At 61.4% G+C, this 24,555-nt stretch carries 22 protein-coding genes; 9 read left to right on the top strand and 13 right to left on the bottom strand.

What is annotated here, in order from left to right:
• Positions 1-203 precede the first annotated feature (203 nt).
• Genes ABTV29_RS25475 through ABTV29_RS25465 form a run of 3 tightly spaced genes read left to right on the top strand, consistent with a single transcriptional unit; the run spans position 204 to position 2,222 of the window.
• Positions 204-506 carry a hypothetical protein gene (locus tag ABTV29_RS25475; RefSeq protein WP_433767349.1) on the top strand — a complete coding sequence of 101 codons (303 nt, stop codon included), beginning with the start codon at positions 204-206 and terminating at the stop codon, positions 504-506.
• Positions 506-1,366: a DUF72 domain-containing protein gene (locus tag ABTV29_RS25470; protein ID WP_433767348.1), complete on the top strand. Its 861-nt coding sequence runs from the start codon at positions 506-508 to the stop codon at positions 1,364-1,366. The genes ABTV29_RS25475 and ABTV29_RS25470 overlap by 1 nt, the downstream gene beginning before the upstream one ends.
• 34 nt (positions 1,367-1,400) lie before the next feature.
• A complete protein-coding gene (locus ABTV29_RS25465; RefSeq protein ID WP_433767347.1) occupies positions 1,401-2,222 on the top strand; it encodes an isocitrate lyase/PEP mutase family protein in 822 nt (273 codons plus the stop codon).
• 47 nt (positions 2,223-2,269) lie between these two features.
• On the opposite strand, the gene ABTV29_RS25460 is transcribed toward ABTV29_RS25465, so the two are convergent.
• A complete protein-coding gene (locus tag ABTV29_RS25460; RefSeq protein WP_433767346.1) occupies positions 2,270-2,890 on the bottom strand; it encodes an energy transducer TonB in 621 nt (206 codons plus the stop codon).
• A 93-nt stretch (positions 2,891-2,983) separates the two neighbouring features.
• Here ABTV29_RS25460 and ABTV29_RS25455 point away from each other — a divergent pair, with 93 nt between their 5' ends.
• Positions 2,984-3,766, top strand: a complete 783-nt coding sequence (locus ABTV29_RS25455; RefSeq protein ID WP_433767345.1) for a class I SAM-dependent methyltransferase — start codon at positions 2,984-2,986, stop codon at positions 3,764-3,766.
• 127 nt (positions 3,767-3,893) lie between these two features.
• Here the strand turns inward: ABTV29_RS25455 and ABTV29_RS25450 are convergent, their stop codons facing one another.
• Positions 3,894-4,529 carry a TetR/AcrR family transcriptional regulator gene (locus tag ABTV29_RS25450; protein ID WP_433767344.1) on the bottom strand — a complete coding sequence of 212 codons (636 nt, stop codon included), beginning with the start codon at positions 4,527-4,529 and terminating at the stop codon, positions 3,894-3,896.
• Between the two features lie 93 nt (positions 4,530-4,622).
• Here ABTV29_RS25450 and ABTV29_RS25445 point away from each other — a divergent pair, with 93 nt between their 5' ends.
• The 3 genes from ABTV29_RS25445 to ABTV29_RS25435 all read left to right on the top strand — a co-directional run bounded on the left by ABTV29_RS25445 (position 4,623) and on the right by ABTV29_RS25435 (position 10,331).
• Positions 4,623-5,723 carry an efflux RND transporter periplasmic adaptor subunit gene (locus ABTV29_RS25445; protein WP_433767343.1) on the top strand — a complete coding sequence of 367 codons (1,101 nt, stop codon included), beginning with the start codon at positions 4,623-4,625 and terminating at the stop codon, positions 5,721-5,723.
• Positions 5,724-5,729: 6 nt separating this feature from the next.
• Positions 5,730-8,816 carry an efflux RND transporter permease subunit gene (locus ABTV29_RS25440; RefSeq protein ID WP_433767342.1) on the top strand — a complete coding sequence of 1,029 codons (3,087 nt, stop codon included), beginning with the start codon at positions 5,730-5,732 and terminating at the stop codon, positions 8,814-8,816.
• A 168-nt stretch (positions 8,817-8,984) separates the two neighbouring features.
• On the top strand, positions 8,985-10,331 hold the full coding sequence (locus ABTV29_RS25435; protein WP_433772015.1) for a Fic family protein: 1,347 nt from the start codon (positions 8,985-8,987) through the stop codon (positions 10,329-10,331).
• Between the two features lie 112 nt (positions 10,332-10,443).
• Here ABTV29_RS25435 and ABTV29_RS25430 read toward each other — a convergent pair whose 3' ends face one another.
• From ABTV29_RS25430 to plsB, 3 genes are all read right to left on the bottom strand, one after another.
• Positions 10,444-11,133: a DUF4197 domain-containing protein gene (locus ABTV29_RS25430; protein ID WP_433767341.1), complete on the bottom strand. Its 690-nt coding sequence runs from the start codon at positions 11,131-11,133 to the stop codon at positions 10,444-10,446.
• A gap of 42 nt (positions 11,134-11,175) precedes the next feature.
• A complete protein-coding gene (locus tag ABTV29_RS25425) occupies positions 11,176-11,574 on the bottom strand; it encodes a YbaY family lipoprotein (RefSeq protein ID WP_433767340.1) in 399 nt (132 codons plus the stop codon).
• Positions 11,575-11,694: 120 nt separating this feature from the next.
• The gene (gene plsB / locus ABTV29_RS25420; RefSeq protein ID WP_433767339.1) at positions 11,695-14,196 is read right to left on the bottom strand and encodes a glycerol-3-phosphate 1-O-acyltransferase PlsB; all 2,502 of its coding nucleotides are present in this window, start codon (positions 14,194-14,196) and stop codon (positions 11,695-11,697) included.
• A gap of 233 nt (positions 14,197-14,429) precedes the next feature.
• Between plsB and ABTV29_RS25415 the strand changes: the two genes are divergently transcribed.
• On the top strand, positions 14,430-14,639 hold the full coding sequence (locus ABTV29_RS25415) for a cold shock domain-containing protein (protein WP_110966634.1): 210 nt from the start codon (positions 14,430-14,432) through the stop codon (positions 14,637-14,639).
• A gap of 124 nt (positions 14,640-14,763) precedes the next feature.
• On the opposite strand, the gene ABTV29_RS25410 is transcribed toward ABTV29_RS25415, so the two are convergent.
• The 4 genes from ABTV29_RS25410 to ABTV29_RS25395 all read right to left on the bottom strand — a co-directional run bounded on the left by ABTV29_RS25410 (position 14,764) and on the right by ABTV29_RS25395 (position 19,988).
• Positions 14,764-15,141, bottom strand: coding sequence for a hypothetical protein (locus ABTV29_RS25410; RefSeq protein WP_433767338.1), 378 nt, complete (start codon positions 15,139-15,141; stop codon positions 14,764-14,766).
• A gap of 81 nt (positions 15,142-15,222) precedes the next feature.
• Positions 15,223-16,032, bottom strand: a complete 810-nt coding sequence (locus ABTV29_RS25405) for a putative RNA methyltransferase (RefSeq protein ID WP_433767337.1) — start codon at positions 16,030-16,032, stop codon at positions 15,223-15,225.
• On the bottom strand, positions 16,032-17,183 hold the full coding sequence (gene dapE / locus ABTV29_RS25400) for a succinyl-diaminopimelate desuccinylase (RefSeq protein ID WP_433767336.1): 1,152 nt from the start codon (positions 17,181-17,183) through the stop codon (positions 16,032-16,034). The genes ABTV29_RS25405 and dapE overlap by 1 nt, the downstream gene beginning before the upstream one ends.
• A 213-nt stretch (positions 17,184-17,396) precedes the next feature.
• The gene (locus ABTV29_RS25395; RefSeq protein WP_433767335.1) at positions 17,397-19,988 is read right to left on the bottom strand and encodes a glycosyltransferase; all 2,592 of its coding nucleotides are present in this window, start codon (positions 19,986-19,988) and stop codon (positions 17,397-17,399) included.
• Positions 19,989-20,259: 271 nt separating this feature from the next.
• On the opposite strand from ABTV29_RS25395, the gene tcdA reads away from it, so the two are divergent.
• Positions 20,260-21,078, top strand: coding sequence for a tRNA cyclic N6-threonylcarbamoyladenosine(37) synthase TcdA (gene tcdA / locus ABTV29_RS25390; RefSeq protein WP_433767334.1), 819 nt, complete (start codon positions 20,260-20,262; stop codon positions 21,076-21,078).
• A 123-nt stretch (positions 21,079-21,201) separates the two neighbouring features.
• Here the strand turns inward: tcdA and ABTV29_RS25385 are convergent, their stop codons facing one another.
• The 4 genes from ABTV29_RS25385 to ABTV29_RS25370 form a co-directional block, all read right to left on the bottom strand.
• Positions 21,202-21,606: a SufE family protein gene (locus ABTV29_RS25385; protein ID WP_433767333.1), complete on the bottom strand. Its 405-nt coding sequence runs from the start codon at positions 21,604-21,606 to the stop codon at positions 21,202-21,204.
• Entirely contained in the window at positions 21,603-22,808 is a 1,206-nt protein-coding gene (locus ABTV29_RS25380) for an aminotransferase class V-fold PLP-dependent enzyme (RefSeq protein ID WP_433767332.1), read from the bottom strand. The genes ABTV29_RS25385 and ABTV29_RS25380 overlap by 4 nt, the downstream gene beginning before the upstream one ends.
• A gap of 125 nt (positions 22,809-22,933) precedes the next feature.
• Positions 22,934-23,968, bottom strand: a complete 1,035-nt coding sequence (gene dapD, locus ABTV29_RS25375; protein WP_175388981.1) for a 2,3,4,5-tetrahydropyridine-2,6-dicarboxylate N-succinyltransferase — start codon at positions 23,966-23,968, stop codon at positions 22,934-22,936.
• Between the two features lie 32 nt (positions 23,969-24,000).
• Positions 24,001-24,309, bottom strand: coding sequence for an arsenate reductase (locus ABTV29_RS25370; RefSeq protein ID WP_433772014.1), 309 nt, complete (start codon positions 24,307-24,309; stop codon positions 24,001-24,003).
• Positions 24,310-24,555 lie beyond the last annotated feature (246 nt).

Here is a 24,555-nt window from a genome sequence, read left to right as displayed (position 1 = left end):
CAGGCTCGCTCCCACAGGATCTACGCCAGTCCCTGTGGGAGCGAGCCTGCTCGCGATGGCGACCTCATGACCGCTGCCGATCGTCTGTTTCTAACCCCGGCTTTTAAACCTTTTGTCTTTTATGTGTTCTAGTTATCACTCGGCGGTTTGCGAAGTGTCCTATGCGCCACTAAACTGCCATCACTGATACCGAGCATGCACTTATGCGTATAGACGGCATTTCCTCTCAGTCCTACCCGATCAAGCGCAAGCCCCGCAAAGGCCCTGTGGTTGAGGACGAGGCCGTCGATATCGAAGGTGAGCTGGAGTTTCCCTCCGAGGAACAACTGGCTGCTCGCGCCAAAGCCGCTGCGCAACGCCTGAGCAATCTTCCCGCCCGTCAGCAGGACATGCTCTATCACCGCGCCATGAGCAAGAGCGTGGCGATGGCCCTCGCCAGCTACCTGAGCACCGCCGGGTTCGTCGATTGGGAAGGGGAAGTGCTGGGGCTCGATCTGTACATCTGATGCTGCTGCCTTACTACCTCGGTTGCCCGTCCTGGAGCGAAAACGCCTGGCGCGATTACCTCTATCCACAAGACGCCAAGCCCGCCGAGTTTCTCGATCTCTATTCCCAAGTCTTCAATGCCGTAGAGGGCAACACGACCTTCTACGCCAGCCCGGCTGCCAGCACCGTGGAGCGCTGGGCGCAAATCCTTCCCGCGCATTTTCGTTTTACCGCAAAGTTTCCCGGTGACATCAGTCATGGCGGCGACCTGCGCGAACAACTGACCGCAGCCGAAACCTTCACCCAATTGCTCAGCCCGCTCGGTGAACGGGTGTCGCCGTTGTGGTTGCAGTTGTCGAGAAGCTTCACGCCCCAACGCCTGCCCGAACTCGCCGGCTTTATCGATGCCCTGCAACGGCCATTGGCCGTGGAAGTGCGGCATGACGATTTCTTCGCCAGGGGCGACAGTGAGCGGATGCTCAATCGTCTGTTGCTCGATCGTGGCGTCGAGCGCATCTGCCTCGACCCACGCGCGCTGTTCAGTTGCACCTCCACTGAGCCCTCGGTGCTTCACGCCCAATCGAAAAAGCCCAGGGTTCCACCGCGTCCGGCGGCCTTCACCCAGTTCCCGCAAGTGCGCTTCATCGGCCATCCGCAGCTGGAAGCCAACGATACGTTCCTGACGCCCTGGGTGGAGAAAATCGCCCTGTGGATCGAAGAAGGTCGCACGCCGTATATCTTCCTGCACACTGCCGACAACGTGCTGGCGGCGAAGCTGGCGCAGCGTTTCCACGCGCGATTGATGGTGCGATTGCCTGGCTTGCCGGCGCTGCCTGAGCTATACAGAGAGCCCGCCGCCGAGCAACTTGGCCTGCTCTGAAGGCGGATTCGTTCCCCTTTTCAGGAGCCTGCCAATGGATGCGCAAACCCTTCGAGCCCAAGCGTTCAAAGCCCTGCACGAGCGCGCCGGGATTTTTGTGATGCCCAACCCGTGGGATGCGGGTTCGGCGAAAATGCTTGCCGGCCTGGGTTTCGAGGCGCTGGCGACCACCAGTGCCGGACTCGCTTTTTCCCAGGCGCGCCCCGATGGCGGCCTGACGCTGGACGACACCCTGGCCAACGTCCGGGCGATCGTTGCCGCCACCGATCTGCCGGTGTCGGTGGATCTGGAAAACGGTTTTGCCGATGATCCCGCCGAATGCGCGCAAAGCATTGTGCTGGCTGCTGGCGCGGGGGCCGTCGGTGGCTCGATCGAAGACGCCACGGGCCGTCCCGACGCACCGATCTATTGCTTCGAACATGCCGTGGCCCGGGTCAAGGCCGCCGTCGCCGCCGCGCGCAGCTTACCTTTCCCTTTCACCCTGACCGCCCGGGCCGAGAATTACCTGCACGGCAATCCGGACCTCGACGACACGATTCGCCGCCTGCAAGCATTCGCCGAAGCCGGGGCCGACGTGCTCTATGCACCTGGGCTGCGTAACGCCGAAGAAGTCCTGGCCGTGGTCCGCGCCGTGGCACCCAAGCCCGTCAATGTGTTGATGTCCGGCGGCTTGAAGCTGACGGTCGAGCAGCTCGGCGAAATGGGCGTCAGGCGTGTCAGCGTCGGCTCGGCGCTGGCGTTGGCAGCGTTGGGCGAGTTCTACCGCGCCGCCGAAGAGATCAAGGCGTCGGGCACCTTCAGCTTCACCTCGCGCTCGATGCCCTACGGTCAGGCCAATCAGTTTTTCAAAGGCTGACGATGCGGTTTCGCGGGTGGCTGTGTTGTTGGGCGGGATGCTGAGAATCAGGCGGCGAGGCGCAGGTTCTGCAGGACGATCGGCCGCGCCCAGCGGCTATCGAAATCGAGTGCTTTTTGCTGCTCCACCATTTCTTCCGGCGAGAACGGCGGGAAGGGCTTGTCCAGCAGGTCGAGTTCGAACTCGGCGATGGGCAGGTGCAGTGGACGCGGTTGCGGCGCGGGGCCGGCTTCGGGCAGCGGTTGACCGGCGGTCAGCACGATCGGACGTACCCAGCCGCTGTCGAAGTTTTGCTGGCGTTGCTGGGCGACGATTTCTTCCGGGGGGAACGGTGGGAATGGTTTGTCGGCCAGGTCCATTTCGAATTCGGCAATTGGCAGGAACAGCGGCTCTGGCGGGCGAATTTCGTTGTCCTTCACGTCGCATTCGCGCTGGGCAACGATGTGCGCCAGCAGGTCGCTGCCAACGGTGGGCTCGACCGGGCTTTCCAGGTCCACCGGTGGAAAGTTCAACGATTCAGGCAACACCTCACCCGACTGTTCGGCCAGCGCTCGGGCAAAGAAATCCTGCCAGATGTGGCTGACGCCGCTCAGTGCCTGGGTGTTTCGCAGGTTGTAGTCGCCGTAGGGCGAGATAAAACCTGTGATTGTGGGTTGAATGTCTGACATTTCTCTCGGTCGACGCTCAGCTCTGGCAAAATGCTCGATAGTTTTGTTATCGGCCGTTTTTGCCGATCATTAATTTTTTGAGCGTGTTTTCTGATGATTGATCAACCGGCGGCGTGCCGCATCCGTGTCGAAGCCTTGGGCGAGACTTTTCAGCCACAGGCCGAGCACTGGGCCGAGCGCCTGGGCCTGCCGCTGCAGGTGGATGACGGTGAGTTTGCCTTGCAGGTAGGCGAGCAGGGCTTGCAGCTGCAACAGCTCGGCCCGGATGCACCTGGGCCGGTGCGGGTGGACTTCGTCGAGGGGGGCGCGGCTCATCGTCGGTTGTACGGTGGCGGCAGCGGGCAGATGATCGCCAAGGCTGTCGGTATCGCCCAGGGTGTGCGCCCGCGGGTGCTGGATGCCACGGCGGGGCTGGGCAAGGATGCGTTCGTGCTGGCGAGCCTGGGCTGCGAGATGAGCCTGATCGAGCGTCAGCCACTGATCGGTGCCTTGCTCGAAGATGGCCTGGCCCGGGGCGCGGAAGATTTCGAGGTGGCGCCGATCGTGGCGCGCATGCGTTTGCTCAAGGGCAATTCGATCGAGGTGATGAGCAACTGGGAAGGCGAGCCGCCGCAGGTGATCTACCTCGACCCGATGTTTCCGCACCGCGAGAAAACCGCACTGGTGAAGAAGGAAATGCGCCTGTTCCGGCCACTGGTGGGCGATGACCCGGATGCACCTGCATTGCTCCAGGCGGCATTGGCTTTGGCGACCCACCGGGTTGTGGTCAAGCGCCCGCGCAAGGCGCCATGCATCGAAGGGCCCAAGCCCAGCCATGCGCTGGATGGCAAGTCCAGTCGGTATGACATTTATCCTAAAAAAGCACTCAAGGCTTGAGACCGAGTCGTCCTTTTCGCGAGCAGGCTCGCTCCCACAGGGGATCTAAGGTGTTACATAGATCCAATGTGGGAGCGAGCCTGCTCGCGAAGGGGCCAGACCAGACGACTAAAACATTTCAGGCTGGTTAAGGTCGATAAGCCCGCATAAACAACCCCACAACCTCCCGCACATGACTCTCGGCCGCTTCCTCGGTCAGCGGTTCGCCACAGCCAAACAGCAAGCGGAAATTCGCCGCGCCCTTGAGCAGGCAGAAGAAGTGCTCCGCCGCGTTGTGCGGTTTGTCGATGCTCAAGACGCCACTCTGGTCCACCTTGCTCAACAGCCGCTCCATACCCTGCAACATGCGCTGCGGGCCGGCCTCGAAGAAGATCAGCGAGAGTTTCGGGTCCTGGCTGCCCAGGGCCATGATCAGGCGATGCAGGTTCACCGATTCGTCGCTGTTGATCAGGTGGTGAAAGCCGCGGGCAATGTTCAGCAGCACGGTTTCCACCGCCACGCCATCGGGCAGTTCAAAAAACAGCGGCGGCAATTGCTCCTCGCACTTGGCCACCACGGCGGCGGAGAACAGCGTCTCCTTGTCATTGAAGTGGCTGTAGACCGTCAGCTTTGAAACACCTGCTTCTGCTGCGACAGCGTCCATGCTGGTGTTGGCATATCCCTTGGTGAGAAACAGCGTCTTCGCCGCGTCGAGGATCGCCTGGCGCTTGGCAAGATCCTTGGGGCGGCCTGGGCCGTTGGGTACTGAAGGATTGTTCGGCATATGCGCTTTTATTACTGGACTGGTGAGTTTGCTATTAATAACATACTGGCCAGTATAATTATTCCTAGCACCATTGGCGAAAGGTCCTTCACCATGTTCCGCTATGTCCTGCCCCTCGCGTTGCCTGTCAGTCTGGTTTTCTTGTTGACGGCGTGTGGTCACGAAGAAGCGCCGCAAACCAGCGTGCGCCCGGCCATGGTGGTCCAGCCAGAGCCTTCGGGCCAGGCGACGGAGAGCTACCCCGGTGAAGTCCGCGCCCGCTACGAGCCGGAATTGGCCTTCCGTATCGGCGGCAAAGTCAGCCGACGACTGGTTGAGGAAGGGCAGCGGGTCAAGGCCGATCAGCCCCTGGCTGAACTCGATCCCCAGGATGTGCGCCTGCAACTGGAAGCCACCCGTGCCCAGGTCGCGGCCGCCGAAGCCAATCTGAATATGGTGCGCGCCGAGCGTGACCGCTACAAAACCCTGATGGAACGTCAGCTGGTCAGCCGCTCGCAGTACGACAACCACGAAAATCTCTACCGTTCCGGTGAAGCCCGTCTCAAACAGATCAAGGCCGAATTCAACGTCTCCAGTAACCAGGCGAGCTATGCCGTGTTGCGTGCGCCCCAGGATGGTGTGGTGGCCAAGCGTGCGGTGGAAGTCGGGCAAGTGGTGGCCGCCGGGCAAACCGTGTTCACCCTGGCTACCGATGGCGAGCGTGAAGTACTGATCAGCCTGCCGGAACAGAACTTCGGCCGCTTCAAGGTGGGTGAGCCGGTCTCGGTGGAGCTGTGGACGCAGCCGAATCAGCGCTTCGCCGGGAAAATTCGCGAGCTGTCTCCCTCTGCCGATCCGAAGTCCCGCACCTTCGCCGCGCGCATCGCCTTCAACGCCGGCAAGGTCCCGGTCGAACTGGGCCAGAGCGCCCGGGTATTCGTGCAAAGCGCCGAGAGCGTGCCGCTGTCGGTGCCGTTGTCTGCGCTGACCGCTGAAAACGGCGTGACCTATGTCTGGGTCGTCAGCGCCAATAACACCCTGAAAAAGACCCCGGTGCGGGTCGGTGCCTTCGGTGAGAAAACCGTGCCGGTGCTCGAAGGCCTCAACGCCAGCGACTGGGTGGTGGCCGCCGGCGTCCATGTACTTCTCGACGGGCAGCAGGTGCGCCCGGTGGATCGCTCGAACCGCGTGGTCAATCTGGCGGACAAGGAGTAATCCCCGATGGGCTTCAATCTTTCCGAATGGGCGCTGCGTAATCGCCAGATCGTACTGTTCCTGATGCTGTTGCTGGCCATCGTTGGCGCGCTGTCCTACACCAAGCTCGGCCAAAGCGAAGACCCGCCGTTCACCTTCAAGGCCATGGTGATCCGCACCAACTGGCCGGGCGCCACGGCGCAGGAAGTCTCGCGCCAGGTCACCGAGCGCATCGAAAAGAAGCTGATGGAAACCGGTGAGTACGAACGCATCGTGTCGTTCTCCCGCCCCGGCGAATCCCAGGTGACGTTCATTGCCCGCGACTCGATGCACTCGGTGGAGATTCCCGAGCTCTGGTATCAGGTGCGCAAGAAGGTCAGTGACATTCGCCACACCTTGCCGCCGGGTATTCAGGGGCCGTTCTTCAACGACGAATTCGGCACCACCTTCGGCAACATCTACGCGCTGACCGGCGACGGTTTCGATTACGCCGTGCTCAAGGATTACGCCGATCGCATCCAGATCCAGCTGCAACGGGTCAAGGATGTGGGCAAGGTCGAGCTGCTCGGCTTGCAGGACGAAAAGATATGGATCGAGCTGTCCAACGTCAAACTCGCCACCCTCGGTTTGCCCCTGGCGGCGGTGCAGCAGGCACTTGAAGAGCAGAACGCGGTGTCCACCGCCGGCTTCTTCGAAACCAGCAGCGAGCGATTGCAGCTACGGGTCTCGGGGAATTTTCAGACCGTCGATGAGATAAAAAACTTTCCGATCCGGGTCGCCGATCGCACCTTCCGCATCTCCGATGTAGCTGATGTGCGCCGGGGTTTCAACGATCCACCGGCACCGCGCATGCGCTTCATGGCCGAGGACGCTATCGGTCTGGCCGTGGCCATGAAAGACGGCGGCGACATTCTGGTGCTGGGCAAGGCGCTGGAAATCGAATTCGCCCGTATCCAGAAAAACCTGCCGGCGGGCATGCAGCTGCGCAAGGTTTCCGATCAACCGGCGGCGGTGAAAACCGGGGTCGGCGAGTTCGTCCAGGTGCTGGTCGAGGCCCTGGCGATTGTGTTGCTGGTAAGCTTTTTCTCCCTCGGCGTGCGCACCGGCATGGTGGTGGCTCTGGCGATCCCGCTGGTGTTGGCGATGACCTTAGCCACCATGTATTACCTGGGGATAGGCCTGCACAAGATTTCCCTCGGTGCGCTGGTACTGGCGCTGGGGCTGTTGGTGGACGACGCGATCATCGCCGTGGAAATGATGGCGATCAAAATGGAGCAGGGCTTCGACCGGATCAAGGCGGCAAGCTATGCCTGGACCAGCACTGCGTTCCCGATGCTCACCGGTACGCTGATCACCGCCGCCGGGTTCCTGCCGATTGCCACCGCACAATCGGGCACTGGCGAATACACCCGTTCGATCTTCCAGGTGGTGACCATTGCGCTATTGGCGTCCTGGGTGGCGGCAGTGGTCTTCGTACCGTATCTGGGGGAAAAACTCCTGCCGGATCTGGCGAAAATTCATGCGGCGAAACATGGCCCCGATCAGCCCGATCCTTACGGAACACCGTTTTATCAGCGGGTCCGACGCGTGGTGGAATGGTGCGTGCGTCGGCGCAAGACGGTGATCGCGGCGACGGTGATTCTGTTCATCGGTTCTGTGTTCCTCTTCCGTTTTGTACCGCAGCAGTTTTTCCCGGCGTCCGGCCGACTGGAGCTGATGGTCGACCTGAAGCTGGCGGAAGGCGCGTCCCTGAGCAACACCGCTGATGAGGTCAAGCGTCTCGAAGCCTTGCTCAAGGACAAGGCCGGGATCGACAACTATGTGGCGTACGTCGGCACCGGTTCGCCACGTTTTTACCTGCCGCTGGATCAGCAACTGCCGGCGGCGAGCTTCGCCCAGTTTGTCGTGCTGGCCAAATCCATCGAGGAACGCGAAACCCTGCGCAGCTGGTTGATCACCACCCTCAACGAGCAATTCCCGGCCCTGCGCTCGCGGGTCACGCGCCTGGAAAACGGCCCGCCCGTGGGCTATCCGGTGCAGTTCCGGGTGACCGGCGAGCACATCGAGGAAGTCCGCGCGCTGGCCCGTAAAGTCGCGGCCAAGGTGCGGGAAAACCCCCATGTGGCCAACGTCCACCTGGATTGGGAAGAACCGAGCAAAGTCGTCTACCTGAACGTCGATCAGGACCGTGCGCGGGCGCTTGGGGTGAGTACGGCGAACCTGTCGAAGTTCTTGCAGAGCTCGTTGACCGGTTCCAGCGTCAGCCAGTATCGCGAAGACAACGAGTTGATCGAGATCCTGCTGCGCGGCACCGTGCATGAGCGTACCGAGCTGTCGTTGCTGCCAAGCCTGGCGGTGCCGACGGACAACGGTCGCAGCGTCGCCCTGTCGCAGATCGCAACCCTGGAATATGGCTTTGAAGAGGGCGTGATCTGGCACCGTAACCGCCTGCCCAACGTGACGGTCCGTGCCGACATCTACGGCAAGGAACAACCGGCGACGCTGGTGAAGCAGATCATGCCGACTCTCGACCCGATCCGCGCCGAACTGCCTGACGGCTATCTGCTGGATGTCGGCGGCACCGTGGAAGATTCCGAGCGTGGGCAGAAATCGGTCAACGCCGGTGTGCCGATGTTCATCGTGGTTGTACTGACCTTGCTGATGCTGCAACTGCGCAGTTTCTCACGCACGGCGATGGTGTTTCTGACGGCGCCGCTGGGCTTGATCGGGGTGACGCTGTTCCTGATGGTGTTCCGCCAGCCGTTCGGGTTTGTCGCCATGCTCGGGACCATCGCCTTGTCGGGGATGATCATGCGTAACTCGGTGATCCTGGTGGATCAGATCGAGCAGGACATCGCGGCCGGATTGAAGCCATGGCAGGCCATCATCGAAGCCACGGTGCGGCGGTTCAGGCCGATCGTGTTGACGGCGCTCGCTGCGGTGTTGGCGATGATTCCGCTGTCGCGCAGTGTGTTCTTCGGGCCGATGGCCGTGGCGATCATGGGCGGGCTGATTGTGGCGACGGCGTTGACGCTGCTGTTCCTGCCGGCGTTGTATGCGGCGTGGTTCAGGATCAAAAAAGAACCGGCCCAAGCTGTACACAATCCCCTGTAGGAGCTGCCGCAGGCTGCGATCTTTTGATCTTGTTTTTACAATCAAAATCAAAAGATCGCAGCCAGCGGCAACTCCTACATCGATCTCGGAAACGTCTGATATTGAGGCGCGGTGATTGCGGTGCTGTACTCCAGCCTCGATTTTGAGGGCTTCAGAGACAGACACCCGATGAGAAAACCGCCCAGGCTACAGGGCCGGCTTGACCCGCTATTCGATCGGCTCGGGCAATCTCCCCACAAAGAACGGCTCGCCGATTACCTTGCATTGCTCAAGCCGCTGGATGATCAAGGCCGCTATCGACCCTTCAACGAATTGCGTTATCGCTGGCCGGCGGGGCTGGATTCGAATCTTTGCTGGGCGCTGGTAAAGAAAGCCCGGACAGCGCAGTACTCAAGTCTTTTACCTGTGGGTGAGCCGCTCCAATGGGGCCAATTCGTGCTCACTCCGTTGGCGCAGAAGGCGATCTCTGCCGTTGACCGGCAAGCGACTACGGCGGCGCTGGAATTCATGACCAGTCAGATCGGCGAGCACGCACACTTCAGTTATCTGCTCAACGATCTGATCGAGGACGAAGCCATCAGCAGCAGTCAGCTCGAAGGCGCAGCGACGACTACGCAGGTGGCCAAGGAAATGCTCAGACGCAAACGCCTGCCGCGCACGCCGGATGAGCGGATGGTGATTGGCAACTACAAAATGATGAATTTTGCCTGGGAAAAGCGTCACGAACCCCTGAGTGTCGAGCTGATGACCGCCATGCACCGGACAGGCGTCGAGGGTATCGATGATGGACGCTATTCACCGGGGGCTTTGCGGGAAAGAGATGACGTGGTGGTACAGGATGGCGAGGGGCATACGGTGCATGTCCCGCCTCCGGCGAGTGGGCTGGCCGGTCGATTGCAGGTGCTGTCGAAGTGGATCAACCAGTCTCACAACGATCCTGAGAAAACCGAGTACCTTCATCCATTGATTAAAGGCATCGCCCTGCATTTTGCACTCGGCTACGAGCATCCTTTTCGCGACGGCAATGGCCGCGTTGCACGGGCGTTGTTTTATTGGTTCATGTTCAAGAACGATTTTTCGGCATTCCGCTACATTGCGATCAGCATTTTGTTGCGCACTGCGCCGGTGAAATACGGTCGTTCGTATCTGAATACCGAGGCGGATGACCTGGACCTTACCTATTTCATCGATTTCCAGTGCTCGGTGGTGCTTCGGGCTGTCGGCTTTTTTACCGAGGCGTATCGGAAAAGTCTGGCGAACGCCGGTCACTTTGATCGCTGGCTAATGGACTCGGGCTTTTTTTACCGATTGACCGAGAAGCAGCGTGCCGTATTCCAGGTGGCCAAGAGCGGGATGGCCAAGGAATTTACAGCTGGCAATGTGAAGGAACATCTGGATTGCTCATACAACACGGCCTCGGCGACCCTGAACGGGTTGGTCGAGTTGAATGTGTTCGAGAAGAGGAAGATCGGGCGTGAGTGGGTGTTTTTTCTACGAGTCGGATCGGCTGCCTGAAGCATTGTGGGAGCGAGCAAGCTCGCGATGGCGGTGTACCAGTCAACGTTGATGTCGACTGATACGGCCTCATCGCGAGCAAGCTCGCTCCCACAGGGTTTTGCTGCGCCGGTTAGAGCGTGCCGAAGACTTTCTTCGCCAGGCTGGTCGCAGCCGCCGCAGGATCCTTGCGAATGGCTTCTTCCTGTTTGCCGATCATTTCGAACAGGCCGTCCAGCGCCTGCTCGGTGACGTAGTTTTCGACGTTGGCGCTCTTGGCGTCGATCACGCCCATGGTCGCGGCCTGGCCGGCGAAGGAGTTGTACTGCTGGGCCAGCCCCACTTTATCGGTGGCTTGCTTGACGATCGGCAGGAACTTGGCGCGGATCTGTTCGCGGCTGGTCTTGTTCAGGTACTGGGTGGCCGAGTCGTTGCCGCCGCTGAGGATGCCCTTGGCGTCATCCACGGTCATTTTCTTCACCGCATCGACAAGGATCGGCTGGGCCTGGACCACGGCGGTTTCTGCCGCCTTGTTCATGCTGGCTTCCAGCTCGTCGACCTGATCACCCATGCCGAACTGCTTCATTTTGCTGGCGACCTTGCCCAGCTTGCCCGGCAATTCGATCTTCACGTCCGGGTTGTTGCTGAAGCCGCCCGGCGTGCCCAGTTGTTTCACAGCCAGTTGCGCGCCCTGGGTCAGGGCGTCCTTGAGGCCGCCGGTGGCGTCTTTTTGAGACAGATCGCTGAGCGACAGCGCCATCGCACTGGCGCTGATCATCAAACCTGCGCACAGGCCGGCAAAGCGGAGGGTAGGGCGGAGCATGGCAACTTCCTTTTTCAAAAAAGACACTTGTTTCAATAAGCCCTAGCGGGCCGCATCGACGCGGACCTTCACGGGTTGCGGGTCAGTGCCGTCCAGGCGCACGGCGTGGTTCTCGGTGGTGATGAACAGCAGTTTGCCATCGACTTCGATGCGTGCGTTGATCGAGTAACGGTGATTGGGCTCGATCTTCTGCGGGTCGTAGGTCAGGTGGAACGGCAGCGGCACCTGGCCTTTGATCGGGCCACGCTGTTCGTCAATGACCTTGGCCGGGGCATCGGCGAGGGAAATGTCTTGCAGGCTGACGCTGAGGGTCGCCGTCGGGGGCAGGGCGATACGTTGCAGGTAGAACACTTCGCCGTCGAGGGAAGCCTTGGCGGCAGGCTGCATTGACTGGCAGGCTCCCAGAAGTGCGGTCATGGCCAATAGAGAGAGTTTTTTCATTGGAGAACTCCATTTAAAAATGTGGGAGCGAGCCTGCTCGCGAAAGCAGTGTGTCAGTCAACAGTGATGTTGAATGTTAGACCGCATTCGCGAGCAGGCTCGCTCCCACAGGTGCTTGCATCAGGTCTGTGACGTTGCAACGGGTTGATCTGCCGCATCTTCGCTGCGATGCAGCGCCACCTGGCGGATCGACAGGCGAATCTCCGCCGGCAGTACCCGCTTGGCCGCGCCTTCGGCCAGTTCGCCCAGCAGTTCGTGATAGCCCAGCTTGCCGGCCTCGTCGCGCTTGAGCACCTCGAGGTCGAGCATGGTCTGGATGAAGTGGCGGAACAGGCTCTTGTCGAAGAACTCCGGCGCGTTCAGGCCGTGCAGGATCGACAGGCGCTGGGCCATGACCGTGCACAGGTCTTCCAGTTCTTCGGCGCTGATGCTGTTCTGGCCGCTGTTGAGCAGCAGGGAAACGGTCATGTAGAAGCGCTGCAGGGTCTGGGCGATGCTTTTCGACAGCAGGGTCAGCAGCACGAAATGCCGTGAACTTGGCGCCGGGCGCAGGTAGATGTCGTTCTCGAAACGCAGCAGGCCTTGTTCGACGAAGGCTTCCAGCCACTGATCGATCACCCCGTCCAGTTCTTCCAGCGACCAGCGAATGAACAGCTCGGCTTGCAGGTACGGGTACAGCGCGCGGGTGTAGCGCAGAATCTGTTCACGGCTCATGCGCGAGGCGCTCTGGAAGAAGCTCGCCAGCAAGGCCGGCAGCGCGAAGATATGCAGCACGTTGTTGCGGTAGTAGGTCATCAGGACGGCGTTTTGCTCGTCCAGATACAGAATCTTGCCCAGCGCGTCGCTTTGCTCGGAGAGCAGGTCCATGTCCTTGACGTGTTCGATCAGGGCACGGCCGTCACCCTCCGGCAGGGTGGTGTGCGGCGAGTAGGGCACCTTGCGCAGCAGCGCCAGATACAGGTCGAGCACCCGCGCCATGGCGCGGTCGTCCAGGGCCAGGCGGCTGGTGGACAGCAGTGCCAGTGCCACCAGGTTGACCGGGTTGATCGCCGCCGCTTCGTTCAGGTGCTGCGCGACTTTCTCGCCGAGGCGGTTGGTGGTTTCGTTAAGCCAGGCCGGTTTGAACTGCGGGCCGAGTTCCTGCTTGCGCCAGTCCGGCTGTTCGCTGTCTAGGAATTCGGCCAGCTTGATCGGCTCGCCGAAGTTCACCGCCACCTGGCCAAAGCGCTGCTTGAGGGCGCCGATGACTTTGAAAATATCGAAGATCGATTCTTTCTTCTTGCTCGCCCCACGCAGTTCGCCGAGGTAGGTGCGACCTTCCAGTACACGCTCGTAGCCGATGTACACCGGCACGAACACGATCGGCGTGCGCGAGGATCGCAGATAGCTGCGCAGGGTGATGGCCAGCATCCCGGTTTTCGGTTGCAGCATGCGCCCGGTGCGCGAGCGGCCGCCTTCGACGAAGTACTCCACCGGGAAGCCCTTGGTGAACAGGGTGTGCAGGTATTCGTTGAACACCGAGGTGTACAGCGGGTTGCCCTTGAAGGTGCGGCGCATGAAGAACGCGCCGCCACGGCGCAGCAGGCCGCCGATCCCCGGCATGTTGAGGTTGATCCCGGCGGCGATGTGCGGCGGGGTCAGGCCGTTGCGAAATAGCAGATAGGACAGCAGCAGGTAGTCGATGTGGCTGCGGTGGCACGGCACGTAGATCACTTCGTAACCCGGGGCGACCTTCTGCACGCCTTCGATGTTATTGACCTTGATGCCGTCGTAGATCTTGTTCCAGAACCAGCTCAGTACCACTTCCATGAAGCGGATCGCGGTGTAGGTGTAGTCCGAGGCGATTTCGTTGCCGTAGCGCAGGGCCTGGGCCTTGGCTTTGTCCGGGGAGATGTTTTCGCGCTCGGCTTCGTCGAGGATCGCCTGCTTGACCAGCGGCTGGTTGACCAGGCCCTTGACCAGGTTGCGACGGTGGGAAATGTCCGGGCCGATCACGGCGGCTTTGAGGTTGCGGAAATGCACCCGCAGGATGCGTTGGGCCATGCGCACGGTGCGCTCGTGGCCCTTGTCGTGCTCGATCAGCTCGCGCAGGTGGATCGGCGCGGAAAACTGCACGCGGGTCTTGCGCCCCAGCACGATGATGCTGAGCAGGCGGCGCAGACGCCCGGTCACAGCCCAGCTATCGGCAAACAGGAGTTTCCATGGGCTGTTTTCGCTGTCCGGGGACTGGCCCCAGAACACGCTGACCGGAATGATCTGCGCATCTTCGGCGGCGTTCTGGCTCAGGGCGCTGACCAGGCGGGTCAGGGTTGGCGGCGCGCCACGCTTGTCCTGGCGACCGAGCCAGTCCGGGTCTGGTGTCAGGTAGAAGAACGCCGCGGGTTCCAGCAGATTGCCCACCGATACCGGCAGCACCGGGCGCGGCAGGCCGGCCTTGCTGCATTCGGTGTCGACCACGGCCAGGTCGGTCAGCGAAGGGTTTTGCAGGACATAGAACACCGGACGACTGCGGTCGAGGTTGAGGGTGAACGACGACTGGTTGATCGTCTCCGAGCGAACCCAGAGGTACAGCAGTCGGCGCAGGGTGCCAAACACAAGACGGCGGAACGGGGAACGGGTCATACGGCATCTGCATGAGTGAATAAAACCGAGCGTTTGCTCGGGAGCTGGTTAGTGTGCCGGATTCGTCGAAAATCGGCAAAAAAGCGCGTAAGTAAACTCTTGTTGAGAGTTTTAATGGCTGTCATATACTCGGCGCTCTGTCGCCTGCCTGCATTAGGCCAGCATGTGCGGCTGATGTTCCCGAGGCTTTCCTGCGAAAAGCCCGATCAATAATAAAAAAGGAGTATGAACAGATGGCAACACGTGAGACCGGCAGCGTGAAGTGGTTCAACGACGCCAAGGGCTACGGCTTTATTCAGCGTGCGGACGGGGTGGATGTGTTCGTGCACTACCGCGCGATTCGCGGAGAAGGCCACCGTTCGCTGACCGAAGGCCAGCAGGTCGAGTATGCGGTGGTGGAAGGGCAGAAAGGCTTGCAGGCTGAAGATGTCGTAGGTCTGTAAACATCGCTCAGAACAACTGTGGGAGCGAGCCTGCTCGCGATTGCAGAGTGTCAGCCGACGATGATGTCGACTGATACACCGCAATCGCGAGCAGGCTCGCTCCCACAGGTTTTGTGTACGGTTTTTAAGCGGTTTTCCAGGTGATCTCTTCTTCACCATCGGCGCTGATGCGAATCCAGCGATCCGCCGTCTCTTCGCTTTCTTCCTCGACCCAACTGCCCGGCGCGCAGCGCACTTCGACGTTCAGCGCGGCAAATGCAGCGCGGGCGCAGGCGATGTCGTCTTCCCACGGGGTCTGGTCACTTTCCAGGTACAGGCTGTTCCATTTTCCTACGGCCTTGGGCAACCAGGTCACCGGCACGTTGCCGGCCTTGCACTTGTAGGTCTGGCCTTTCTGCACCCAGTCGCTGCACGGGCCCAACGCGGCGCCGAGCCAGGCGGCGATGGCTTTGTGGTCGACGTCGGCGTCTTTCAGGTAAATCTCGATATCGGGTTGGCGCATGGATGTCCTCACTGCGTGTCTGAAAAATCCATTCGCGGATTTTGTCGGTCCTGAGCCGTTGCTCAACACCAAAATTGATAACTATTGAAGAACGAAATAATCGTAGCGCATCGAGACGGTGACCTCGAACGGCTCCACCTGCTCGATGACGGCCGCCCGGCGCTCGGCGCTGGCCCGCCAGCCGTGGGGCGTCATGGCCAGCAGGTTCGCCCGGTCCTGGCCACTGGCAAGGGTCAGTTTGAACTCCAGGGTTTCGCTGTGCGCCAGCGCCATGCCTTCTGGCACCAGGGCCAGATGCTTGTCGTCGGTGTATTCACGGACTTCGTCGTACAGCCGTTCGCGCAATTCCATCAGGTGGCCGCTGGTCGGTCCGACCTTCATCAGGCCGCCGCCTGGGCTGAGCAGGCGTTTGGCCTCCTGCCAGTCCAGCGGGCTGAAGACGCTGGCCAGGAACTGGCAGCTGCCTGAAGCCAGCGGCACCCGGGCCATGCTGGCGATCAACCATGTCAGCTTCGGGTTGCGTTTGCAGGCGCGCTTGACCGCTTCCCGGGAAATGTCCAGGGCGTAGCCATCAGCGTCCGGCAGGGCCTCGGCAATCTGCGCGGTGTAGTAACCCTCGCCACAGCCGATATCGACCCAGCGCGCTGGCGCGTAGCCTGCCGCCAGTTCCGCCAGGCGCCTGGCCACCGGTGCATAGTGCCCGGCGTTGAGGAAGTCGCGGCGGGCTTCGACCATCGCCTGGTTATCCCCAGGGTCACGGCTGTTCTTGTGTTGCACCGGCAACAGGTTCAGGTAACCCTGGCGCGCACGGTCGAAGCGGTGCCCGGCGGGGCAGGCCACGCCGTTGTCCACCGCATTGAGCGGTTCGCTGCAGATCGGGCAAGCCAGCATCAGGCGAGCAACTTGACGAGGGTCTGGTAGTAGATCTCGGTCAGCACATCGAGGTCGGCAGCCAGTACGCGCTCGTTGACCTGGTGGATGGTGGCGTTGACCGGACCCAACTCGACCACTTGCGTGCCCATGGTCGCGATGAAGCGCCCATCGGAAGTGCCGCCGGTGGTGGACGCCTTGGTTTCGCGGCCGGTGATGTCCTTGATGCTCGACGACACCGCATCCAGCAACGCGCCCGGCTCGGTGAGGAACGGCAGGCCGGACAAGGCCCAGTCGATGTGCCAGTCCAGGTCATGCTTGTCGAGGATGTCGGCGACGCGCTTCTGCAGGCCTTCGACGGTGGATTCGGTGGAGAAGCGGAAGTTGAACACCGCCACCAGGTCGCCCGGGATGACGTTGGTCGCGCCGGTGCCGGAGTTCACGTTGGAGATCTGGAAGCTGGTCGGCGGGAAGAAGTCGTTGCCGTGATCCCAATGCTCGGTGGCCAGTTCAGCCAGGGCCGGGGCGGCGAGGTGGATCGGGTTCTTGGCCAGGTGCGGATAGGCCACGTGGCCCTGCACGCCGCGCACGGTCAGCTTGGCGCCGAGGGAGCCGCGACGGCCGTTCTTGACCACGTCACCCACCAGAGAGGTGCTCGACGGTTCGCCGACGATGCACCAGTCCAGGCGCTCCTTGCGCGCGGCCAGACGCTCGACCACGGCCTTGGTGCCGTGATGCGCGGGGCCTTCTTCATCGCTGGTGATCAGGAACGCAACCTTGCCCTTGTGATCCGGGTAGTCGGCGACGAAACGCTCGGCGGCCACGGTCATGGAGGCCAGGCTGCCTTTCATGTCCGCGGCGCCACGGCCGCAGAGCATGCCGTGTTCATCAATGACGGCGTTGAACGGGTCGATCTGCCAGGCAGTCACCGGGCCGGTCGGGACGACGTCGGTGTGGCCGGCGAAGCACAGTACCGGGCCGTCGTGCTTGCCATGGGTGGCCCAGAAGTTATCCACATCTTCGATACGCATCGGTTCCAGTGCAAAACCGGCATCGCCCAGGCGCTGCATCATCTGCTTCTGGCAATCGGCGTCGACCGGCGTCACGGACGGACGGCGGATCAGGTCGATGGCGAGTTGGAGGGTCGGCGAAAGGTCGGCGTGGGCCGTCATGGAAAACTCCGGAAGCTGTAAATATGTGGGAGCGAGCCTGCTCGCGAAGGCGCAATCACAGTCACCATAAATGTCGAATGTGACGGCCTCATCGCGAGCAGGCTCGCTCCCACAGGTATTGGGGCAGGCCAATGGGGCGAGGCCCCGCAAAATGGCCGTTATCTTAAAGCAAAACGGCGACCATTGGCCGCCGTTTAGTGGATCGGTGAAGATTTAGACCGCTGGTGCCGTTTCCGCTTCGGCCGCAGGTTTGGGCAACGAAGACAGGAACGCCATGATCAGCGCCGCCAGGTAAGGCAGCGACTGCACCAGCAACATGGTCACCCAGAAGCGCATGTCGTTGCTCGGCATGCCGTTGACCAGGAAGATCCCCAGCGCCGCGCCCCACAGCAACAGCATGATGAACAGCTCTTCCCGCGCTTCCGAAATCGCCACCCAGAAACCGTGGTTATCGGCATTCTTCGGCGTGCGGAAAAACGGAATGCTGCTGGTGAAGAAGCCGTACAGCACCGCCTTGGCGATGGTGTGCGACAACGCCAGCCCCGCCAGCGCCGCGCAGAACGCATCCTTGAGGTTCACGCCGACAGCGCGACGGTAGAGGAAGATGATCTTGCCAACCTTGAACACGAACAGCGCCAATGGCGGGATCGCGAAAATGAGCAGCGGCGGATCGACCCGCTGCGGCACGATGATCATCGCGGCCGACCACAACAACGCACCGACGGTGAAGAAGATGTTCATGCCATCCGCGACCCACGGCAACCAGCCCGCGAGGAAGTGGTAGCGCTGGCCACGGGTCAGTTCGGTGTCCTTGCCGCGCAACAGGGCACGGGTGTGGCGCTTGATGATCTGGATCGCGCCGTAGGCCCAGCGGAAACGCTGTTTCTTGAAGTCGATAAAGGTATCGGGCATCAAGCCTTTGCCGTAGCTGTCGTGGTAATACGCCGCCGACAGGCCTTTCTCGAACACTCGCAGGCCCAGCTCTGCGTCTTCGCAGATGCACCAGTCGGCCCAACCCAGTTCTTCGAGCACCGAGCGACGGGTCATGGTCATGGTGCCGTGCTGGATGATCGCGTCACGGTCGTTACGGGTAACCATGCCGATATGGAAGAAGCCTTTGTATTCCGCGTAGCAGAGCTTCTTGAAGGTGCTTTCGTTCTGGTCGCGGTAGTCCTGCGGCGACTGCACCACGGCGATTTTCGGATCGGCGAAGTGCGGCACCATGTGCTTGAGCCAGTTGGGGTGCACGCAGTAATCGGAGTCGATGACCGCGATCACTTCGGCGTCCTTGGCGGTGTGCGGAATCAGGTAGTTCAGCGCGCCGCCCTTGAAGCCGGCCAGCGGCGCGACGTGGAAGAACTTGAAGCGCGGGCCGAGGGTTTCGCAGTAATCGCGCACCGGCTCCCAGACCGCCGGGTCCTTGGTGTTGTTGTCGATGATCAGGACTTCGAAATCCGGATAGTCGAGGTTGGCCAGGGCGTTGAGGGTCTGTTTGACCATCTCCGGCGGCTCGTTGTAGCACGGCACGTGGATCGAGACTTTCGGGCGGTAGTTCGAATCACCGACCACCGGCAGGAATTCCCGGCGCCGCTTGTGTATCCACACCGCCTCGGCCAATTCGTGGGCCTCGGTGAGCAGCACGATAAACACCCCGAGCGCACCAAGCGCCAACAGGAAGCCCACCGTCAGGCTGAACCAGGTGCTGTATTGCTGGCTGTAGTCGTAACCGATCCACACCAGCACCGAACCGCACAGGAACGCAATAAAGGTCAGGAAGGTTCGACCACGCTGGCGCAGGGCCGAGCCGTCGATCATCAACAGGGTCAGCGACAGCAGCGCCAGGACCACCGAGCCAATGGCCAGCACGCGCCACTGTGGAATTGCTACCACCGGCCCTTCGAAGTTGAATTTCTGCTGGCGAGCGGCGTTGAACACGCCCCAGTAAGCGCCCACCGAACCTTCGTCACTGGCCTTCCAGGGTTGGTCGAAGGCTTCGATCACGAAGTAGTTGAAGCCCTGGCGGTTGAGCTTGTTGACCAGGGTACGCAGGTAGATCGCCTGGTCTGCCGGCGACGCATCGGCGCCACCGCGCATGCGACCGTTGCTCGGCCAGCCGATCTCGGACAGCAGCAGCGGCTTTTTCGGGAACATCTTTTTCAGGTCGCGGGCGCGGTCGAGGACGAACTGCCCGGCCTTGTCCATCGGGATGAATTCCCAGTAGGGCAGGACGTGGGCGGCGATCAGGTCAACGTGCTTGGCCAGCTCCGGATGTTCCTCCCAGACGTGCCACTGCTCGGATGTGGTCACCGGCACCTTCACGGCGGCGCGGACACGATCGAGCAGGACGCTGAGTTCCTGGGCGGTGATTTCCTTGCGGAAAATCGCTTCGTTACCTACCACGACACGCACAACGCTGCGGGAAGAGTTGGCGAGTTCGATGGCGCGGGTGATTTCCCGTTCGTTGCGTTCCTGGTCCGGGCTGATCCAGATCCCCAAGGTCACTCGCAGGCCGAACTCTTCCGCCAGTTTCGGGATGTCTTCCAGCGTGCCATCGACCGAGTAAATACGGATGTTGTCCGTCAGCTTGCTCATGATCTCCAGATCACGGCGCATCTCATCGTCAGTCGGATACTGCTGTTTCTGCGGGAATTGCCCCTGCTGGAACGGCGAATAGGAGAAGCCGGAGATCTGTTCAGGCCAGTTGGGGGCGGTAACCGGGCGGTTGATCAACGCCCAGAAGCCGGTAAACAAGGCCGCGATGGCGAGCACCACGACCAGGTTGAGTCCAAATTTACGGGATGACATGGTTATTTCGGGTTCCAAAGGCTGTGGAACGAAGGAACGGTTGGCTGCCGCGAAGGGGCGCGCATCCTACACCGGCAGTTCACTGAACGTACATCGGACAGGGAATTGCCGGACGTTGGGCAATCCAAGTCGATTTAAGTTCTTTCATTAGAGCGTGTAGGGCGAATCTTCGTTCGCTGCGGATGAAATGAAACTGGAAAGCCCTCCGTTCATAGCGCAAAGATGCTCTTGAGCGCCGACGGCCCTATAATGCGCGCCGGTTTTTGAGGTGATGGTCATGAGTACAGAAGATCCGCGGTTTGCTGGCATCGCCCGTTTGTACGGGATCGAAGGGCTGGAGCGCCTGCGTGCGGCCCATGTGGCGATCGTCGGCGTCGGCGGCGTTGGTTCCTGGGCGGCGGAAGCCATGGCCCGTAGCGGTGTCGGCGAGATTTCGCTGTTCGACCTCGACGACGTCTGCGTCAGCAACGCCAACCGTCAACTGCACGCGCTGGACAGCACCGTCGGCAAGCCCAAGGTCGAGGTGATGGCCGAACGTCTGCGCGGGATCAACCCGGATTGCAAAGTGCACGCGGTGGCGGATTTTGTCACCCGCGAGACCATGGCCGAATACATCACGCCGAACATCGATTGCGTGATCGACTGCATCGACAGCGTCAACGCGAAAGCGGCGCTGATCGCCTGGTGCAAGCGCCGCAAGATCCAGATCATCACCACCGGCGGCGCGGGCGGGCAGATCGACCCGACGCTAATCCAGGTCTGCGACCTGAACCGCACCTTCAACGACCCGCTGGCCTCGAAAGTGCGCTCCACCTTGCGCCGTGACTACGGCTTCTCCCGCACCGTGACCCGCCACTACAGCGTGCCGTGCGTGTTTTCCACCGAACAACTACGCTACCCGAAGCCGGACGGCAGCATTTGCCTGCAGAAAAGTTTTGTCGGCGATGGCGTGAAGCTGGACTGCGCCGGTGGATTTGGCGCGGTGATGATGGTGACGGCGACGTTCGGCATGGTCGCGGCGACCAAGGCGGTGGACAAGATTGTGGCCGGTGTTCGGCGGCCGGCGGATCGGGTTAAACCTCAGGCTTAAGTGGTGTTGATCGTTCCCACGCTCCGCGTGGGAATGCAGCCCGGGACGCTCTGCGTCCCACATCAAGAGCCGAAAGCGGAGCGTCCGTTGAGGCATTCCCACGCAGAGCGTGGGAACGATCATTCAGGCGGCCAACTCACGCATCCGTTGTAAAACGGCATTCAAGCCATTGCTGCGCGATTGCGACAACTGGCGGCACAGCCCCAACTGGTTGAACCAGTCCGCCAAATCCACCTGCTGCAACTCAGCCGCCGACAACCCGTTGACCCGCGCCAGCAGCAACGCCACCAGCCCACGGATCAACCGTGCATCGCTGCCGGCCTTGAATTGCCAATGGCCATCGCGCAATTCGCCCAGCAGCCACACCTGGCTTTCACAGCCATGCACGCGGTTGGTGTCGCACATTTCCACTTCGCTCAGAGCGGGCAGGCGCTCGCCCCACTGCATCAGCAGGCGCGCCCGTTGTTCCCAGCCCGGCAGACCCTGAAAGGCTTGCTGCGCGGCCACGGCTTCGGCGGGCAGGCTCATCGCAGCAGCTCCAGCGCCTGATCCAGCGCTTCGAAGAATCGCTCCAGGTCTTCGGAATCGTTGTACAACGCCAGCGAAACCCGAATCGCCCCGGCCAGCTCGAAGCTTTTGAGCAGCGGCATGGCGCAGTGATGACCCGCGCGTACGGCAATCCCTTGTTCCGTCAGCAAGTGCGCCAGATCCGAGTTATGCACACCCTCGACGGTGAAACTGGCCAGCGCCACTTGCGGCTTGCCCAACAGGCGGATGCCGCTGCGTGACTCCAGGCCCTTGAGCAGGCAGTCATGCAGCGCCGCTTCATGGGCGGACACGGCGAATTGATCGAGTCCGCTGAGGTAATCCAGGGTCGCACCCAGGCCAATGACGCTGGAAACCGGCGGTGTACCCGCCTCGAAACCCAGCGGGGCCGGGCGAAAGCGTGCGTCGTGGTAGTTGGCGTCCAGCACCATCTCACCGCCGAACTGCCAGGGGCGTAGCTGTTGCAGGGCTTCGTTGCGTCCGAACAACACGCCAAGGCCGTCAGGGCCGTAGAGTTTGTGGCTGGAAAACACATAGAAGTCGCAGCCCAGTGCCTGCACGTCATGCCGGCCGTGGACGACCCCCTGGGCGCCGTCGATGACCGTCAGGGCATGGTGTGCCTTGGCCATGGCCAGCAGCGCCGGCAGCGGCTGCCAGGCACCGATCACGTTGGACAACTGGCTGACCGCCAGTAGACGCGTGCGTGGGCCGATCAACCGGTGTGCTGCGTCGAGATCGATCACGCCGTCGGCATCCAGTGGTAACACCACCAGTTTCAAATCGCGGCGCAGTGCCAGTTGCTGCCACGGCAGCAGGTTGGCGTGATGCTCCAGGGCGCTGATGACGATTTCATCGCCCGATTGGAATAGAGGTTCCAGGCCATAAGCCAGGAGGTTCAGCGCAGACGTCGCGCCGTGGGTAAAAATGATCTGCCCGCTGTCGCCGGCATTGAGCCACTGCGCGGCTTTGCGCCGGCTGTCCTCGAACGCCTGGGTGGCGTGGGCGCCGGGCAAGTGTTGCGCGCGATGCACATTGGCCGCGCCGTTGGCGTAGTAATGCGCCAGGGCATCGAGCAGGGCTTGGGGCTTTTGGGTGGTGGCGGCGTTGTCCAGATAGGTCTGGGCTTGCCGTTGCAGCGCGGCGATGGCCGGAAAGTCGGCGCGCCAGGGAGAGAGAATCATCATGTTGTCTGGCCCTGATAAACATGGGCGGATGTAAGGCAAACCCTGTGGGAGCGAGCCTGCTCGCGATGGCGATCTTGAGGACGCCATCGCGAGCAGGCTCGCTCCCACATTAGGTCATGCTGCACTTAGTTGTGAGCGTGCAGCGCTTCGTTCAGTTCGATCGCCGATTTGTGGGTTTTGCACTCCACGGCACCGGTTTCCGAATTGCGACGGAACAGCAGGTCGGTCTGGCCGGCAAGTTCACGGGCTTTCACGACTTTGACCAGTTGGTTTTTCTCGTCCAGCAGCGCCACTTTGGTGCCCGCGGTGACGTACAGGCCCGACTCGACGGTGTTGCGGTCGCCCAACGGGATACCGATACCGGCGTTGGCGCCGATCAGGCAGCCTTCGCCAACCTTGATCACGATGTTGCCGCCGCCCGACAGGGTGCCCATGGTCGAGCAACCGCCGCCCAGGTCCGAACCCTTGCCGACGAATACGCCAGCGGATACGCGGCCTTCGATCATGCCCGGGCCTTCGGTGCCGGCGTTGAAGTTGATGAAGCCTTCGTGCATCACTGTGGTGCCCTCGCCCACGTAGGCGCCCAGGCGCAGACGTGCGGCGTCAGCGATACGCACGCCGGCCGGAACCACGTAGTCGGTCATTTTCGGGAATTTGTCCACCGAGAACACTTCCAGCAGCTCGCCGCGCAGACGGGCTTCCAGTTGGTGCTCGGCCAGTTCGGCCAGATCGATGGCGCCCTGGCTGGTCCAGGCCACGTTCGGCAGCAAAGGGAAGATACCGGCCAGGTTCAGGCCGTGTGGCTTGACCAGGCGGTGCGACAGCAGGTGCAGCTTGAGGTAGGCCTCAGGGGTCGACGACAGCTGGGCATCTTCGGCCAGCAGGGTGGCGACCAGCGGCTTGTGGCTCTCGGCCAGGCGGGTCAGCAGGGCAGCCTGGGCAGCGTCGACGCCTTTGACGGCTTCAGCCAGTTGCGAGGCTTGCGCGGTGGTGAAAGCAATGGCCTGGTTGCCTTCGCTGTAGCCCAGGATCGGGGCGATGGCCGCGACCAGTTCGGCCGAAGGATTGAGCAATGGCTGTGCGTAGAACACTTCCAGCCAGGCGCCTTGACGGTTTTGAGTGCCGACACCGAAGGCCAGGCTGAACAGGGTAGTGGACATGTTGATACCTCTAACAAATTGAAACGGGCTGCTTAATTGAGCGCGGCCGCGTAGATATCTGGCTTGAAGCCAATCAGGGTTCGGTCACCGAGATCGAGCACGGGGCGCTTGATCATCGAAGGTTGTGCGAGCATCAGTTCGATGGCTTTCGACTGGTCGAGATCGGCTTTGCGTTCGTCGTCGAGCTTGCGAAAGGTCGTGCCTGCACGGTTCAACACCACTTCCCAGCCGTGCTCGTTGCACCACTGGGTCAGGTGTTCACGGTCGATACCGACCGCCTTGTAATCATGAAAGTCATAGCTGACAGCGTGTTCATCGAGCCAGGTGCGCGCCTTTTTCATGGTGTCGCAGGCTTTGATGCCGAAAAGGTGCAACGTTTTGCTTGAAACGGTCAAGGAATCGCCCCCTTTACAGGTGCTGGAGAAAAAAGGTGTCGGATTATGCCATGACCGGACGGTTTCGCGGCGGCTGTGGTCGGGTTTGTATGTGTGCCATGACACAAAACCTGTGCCTGTCCCTGTGGGAGCGAGCCTGCTCGCGAAAGCGGTGTGCCAGCCAACAGAGATGCTGAATGTCAGTCCGCCTTC

Source organism: Pseudomonas putida, from assembly GCF_050989985.1.
Taxonomy (GTDB): domain Bacteria; phylum Pseudomonadota; class Gammaproteobacteria; order Pseudomonadales; family Pseudomonadaceae; genus Aquipseudomonas; species Aquipseudomonas putida_AI.
This window is presented reverse-complemented; position numbering and strand designations above follow the sequence as displayed.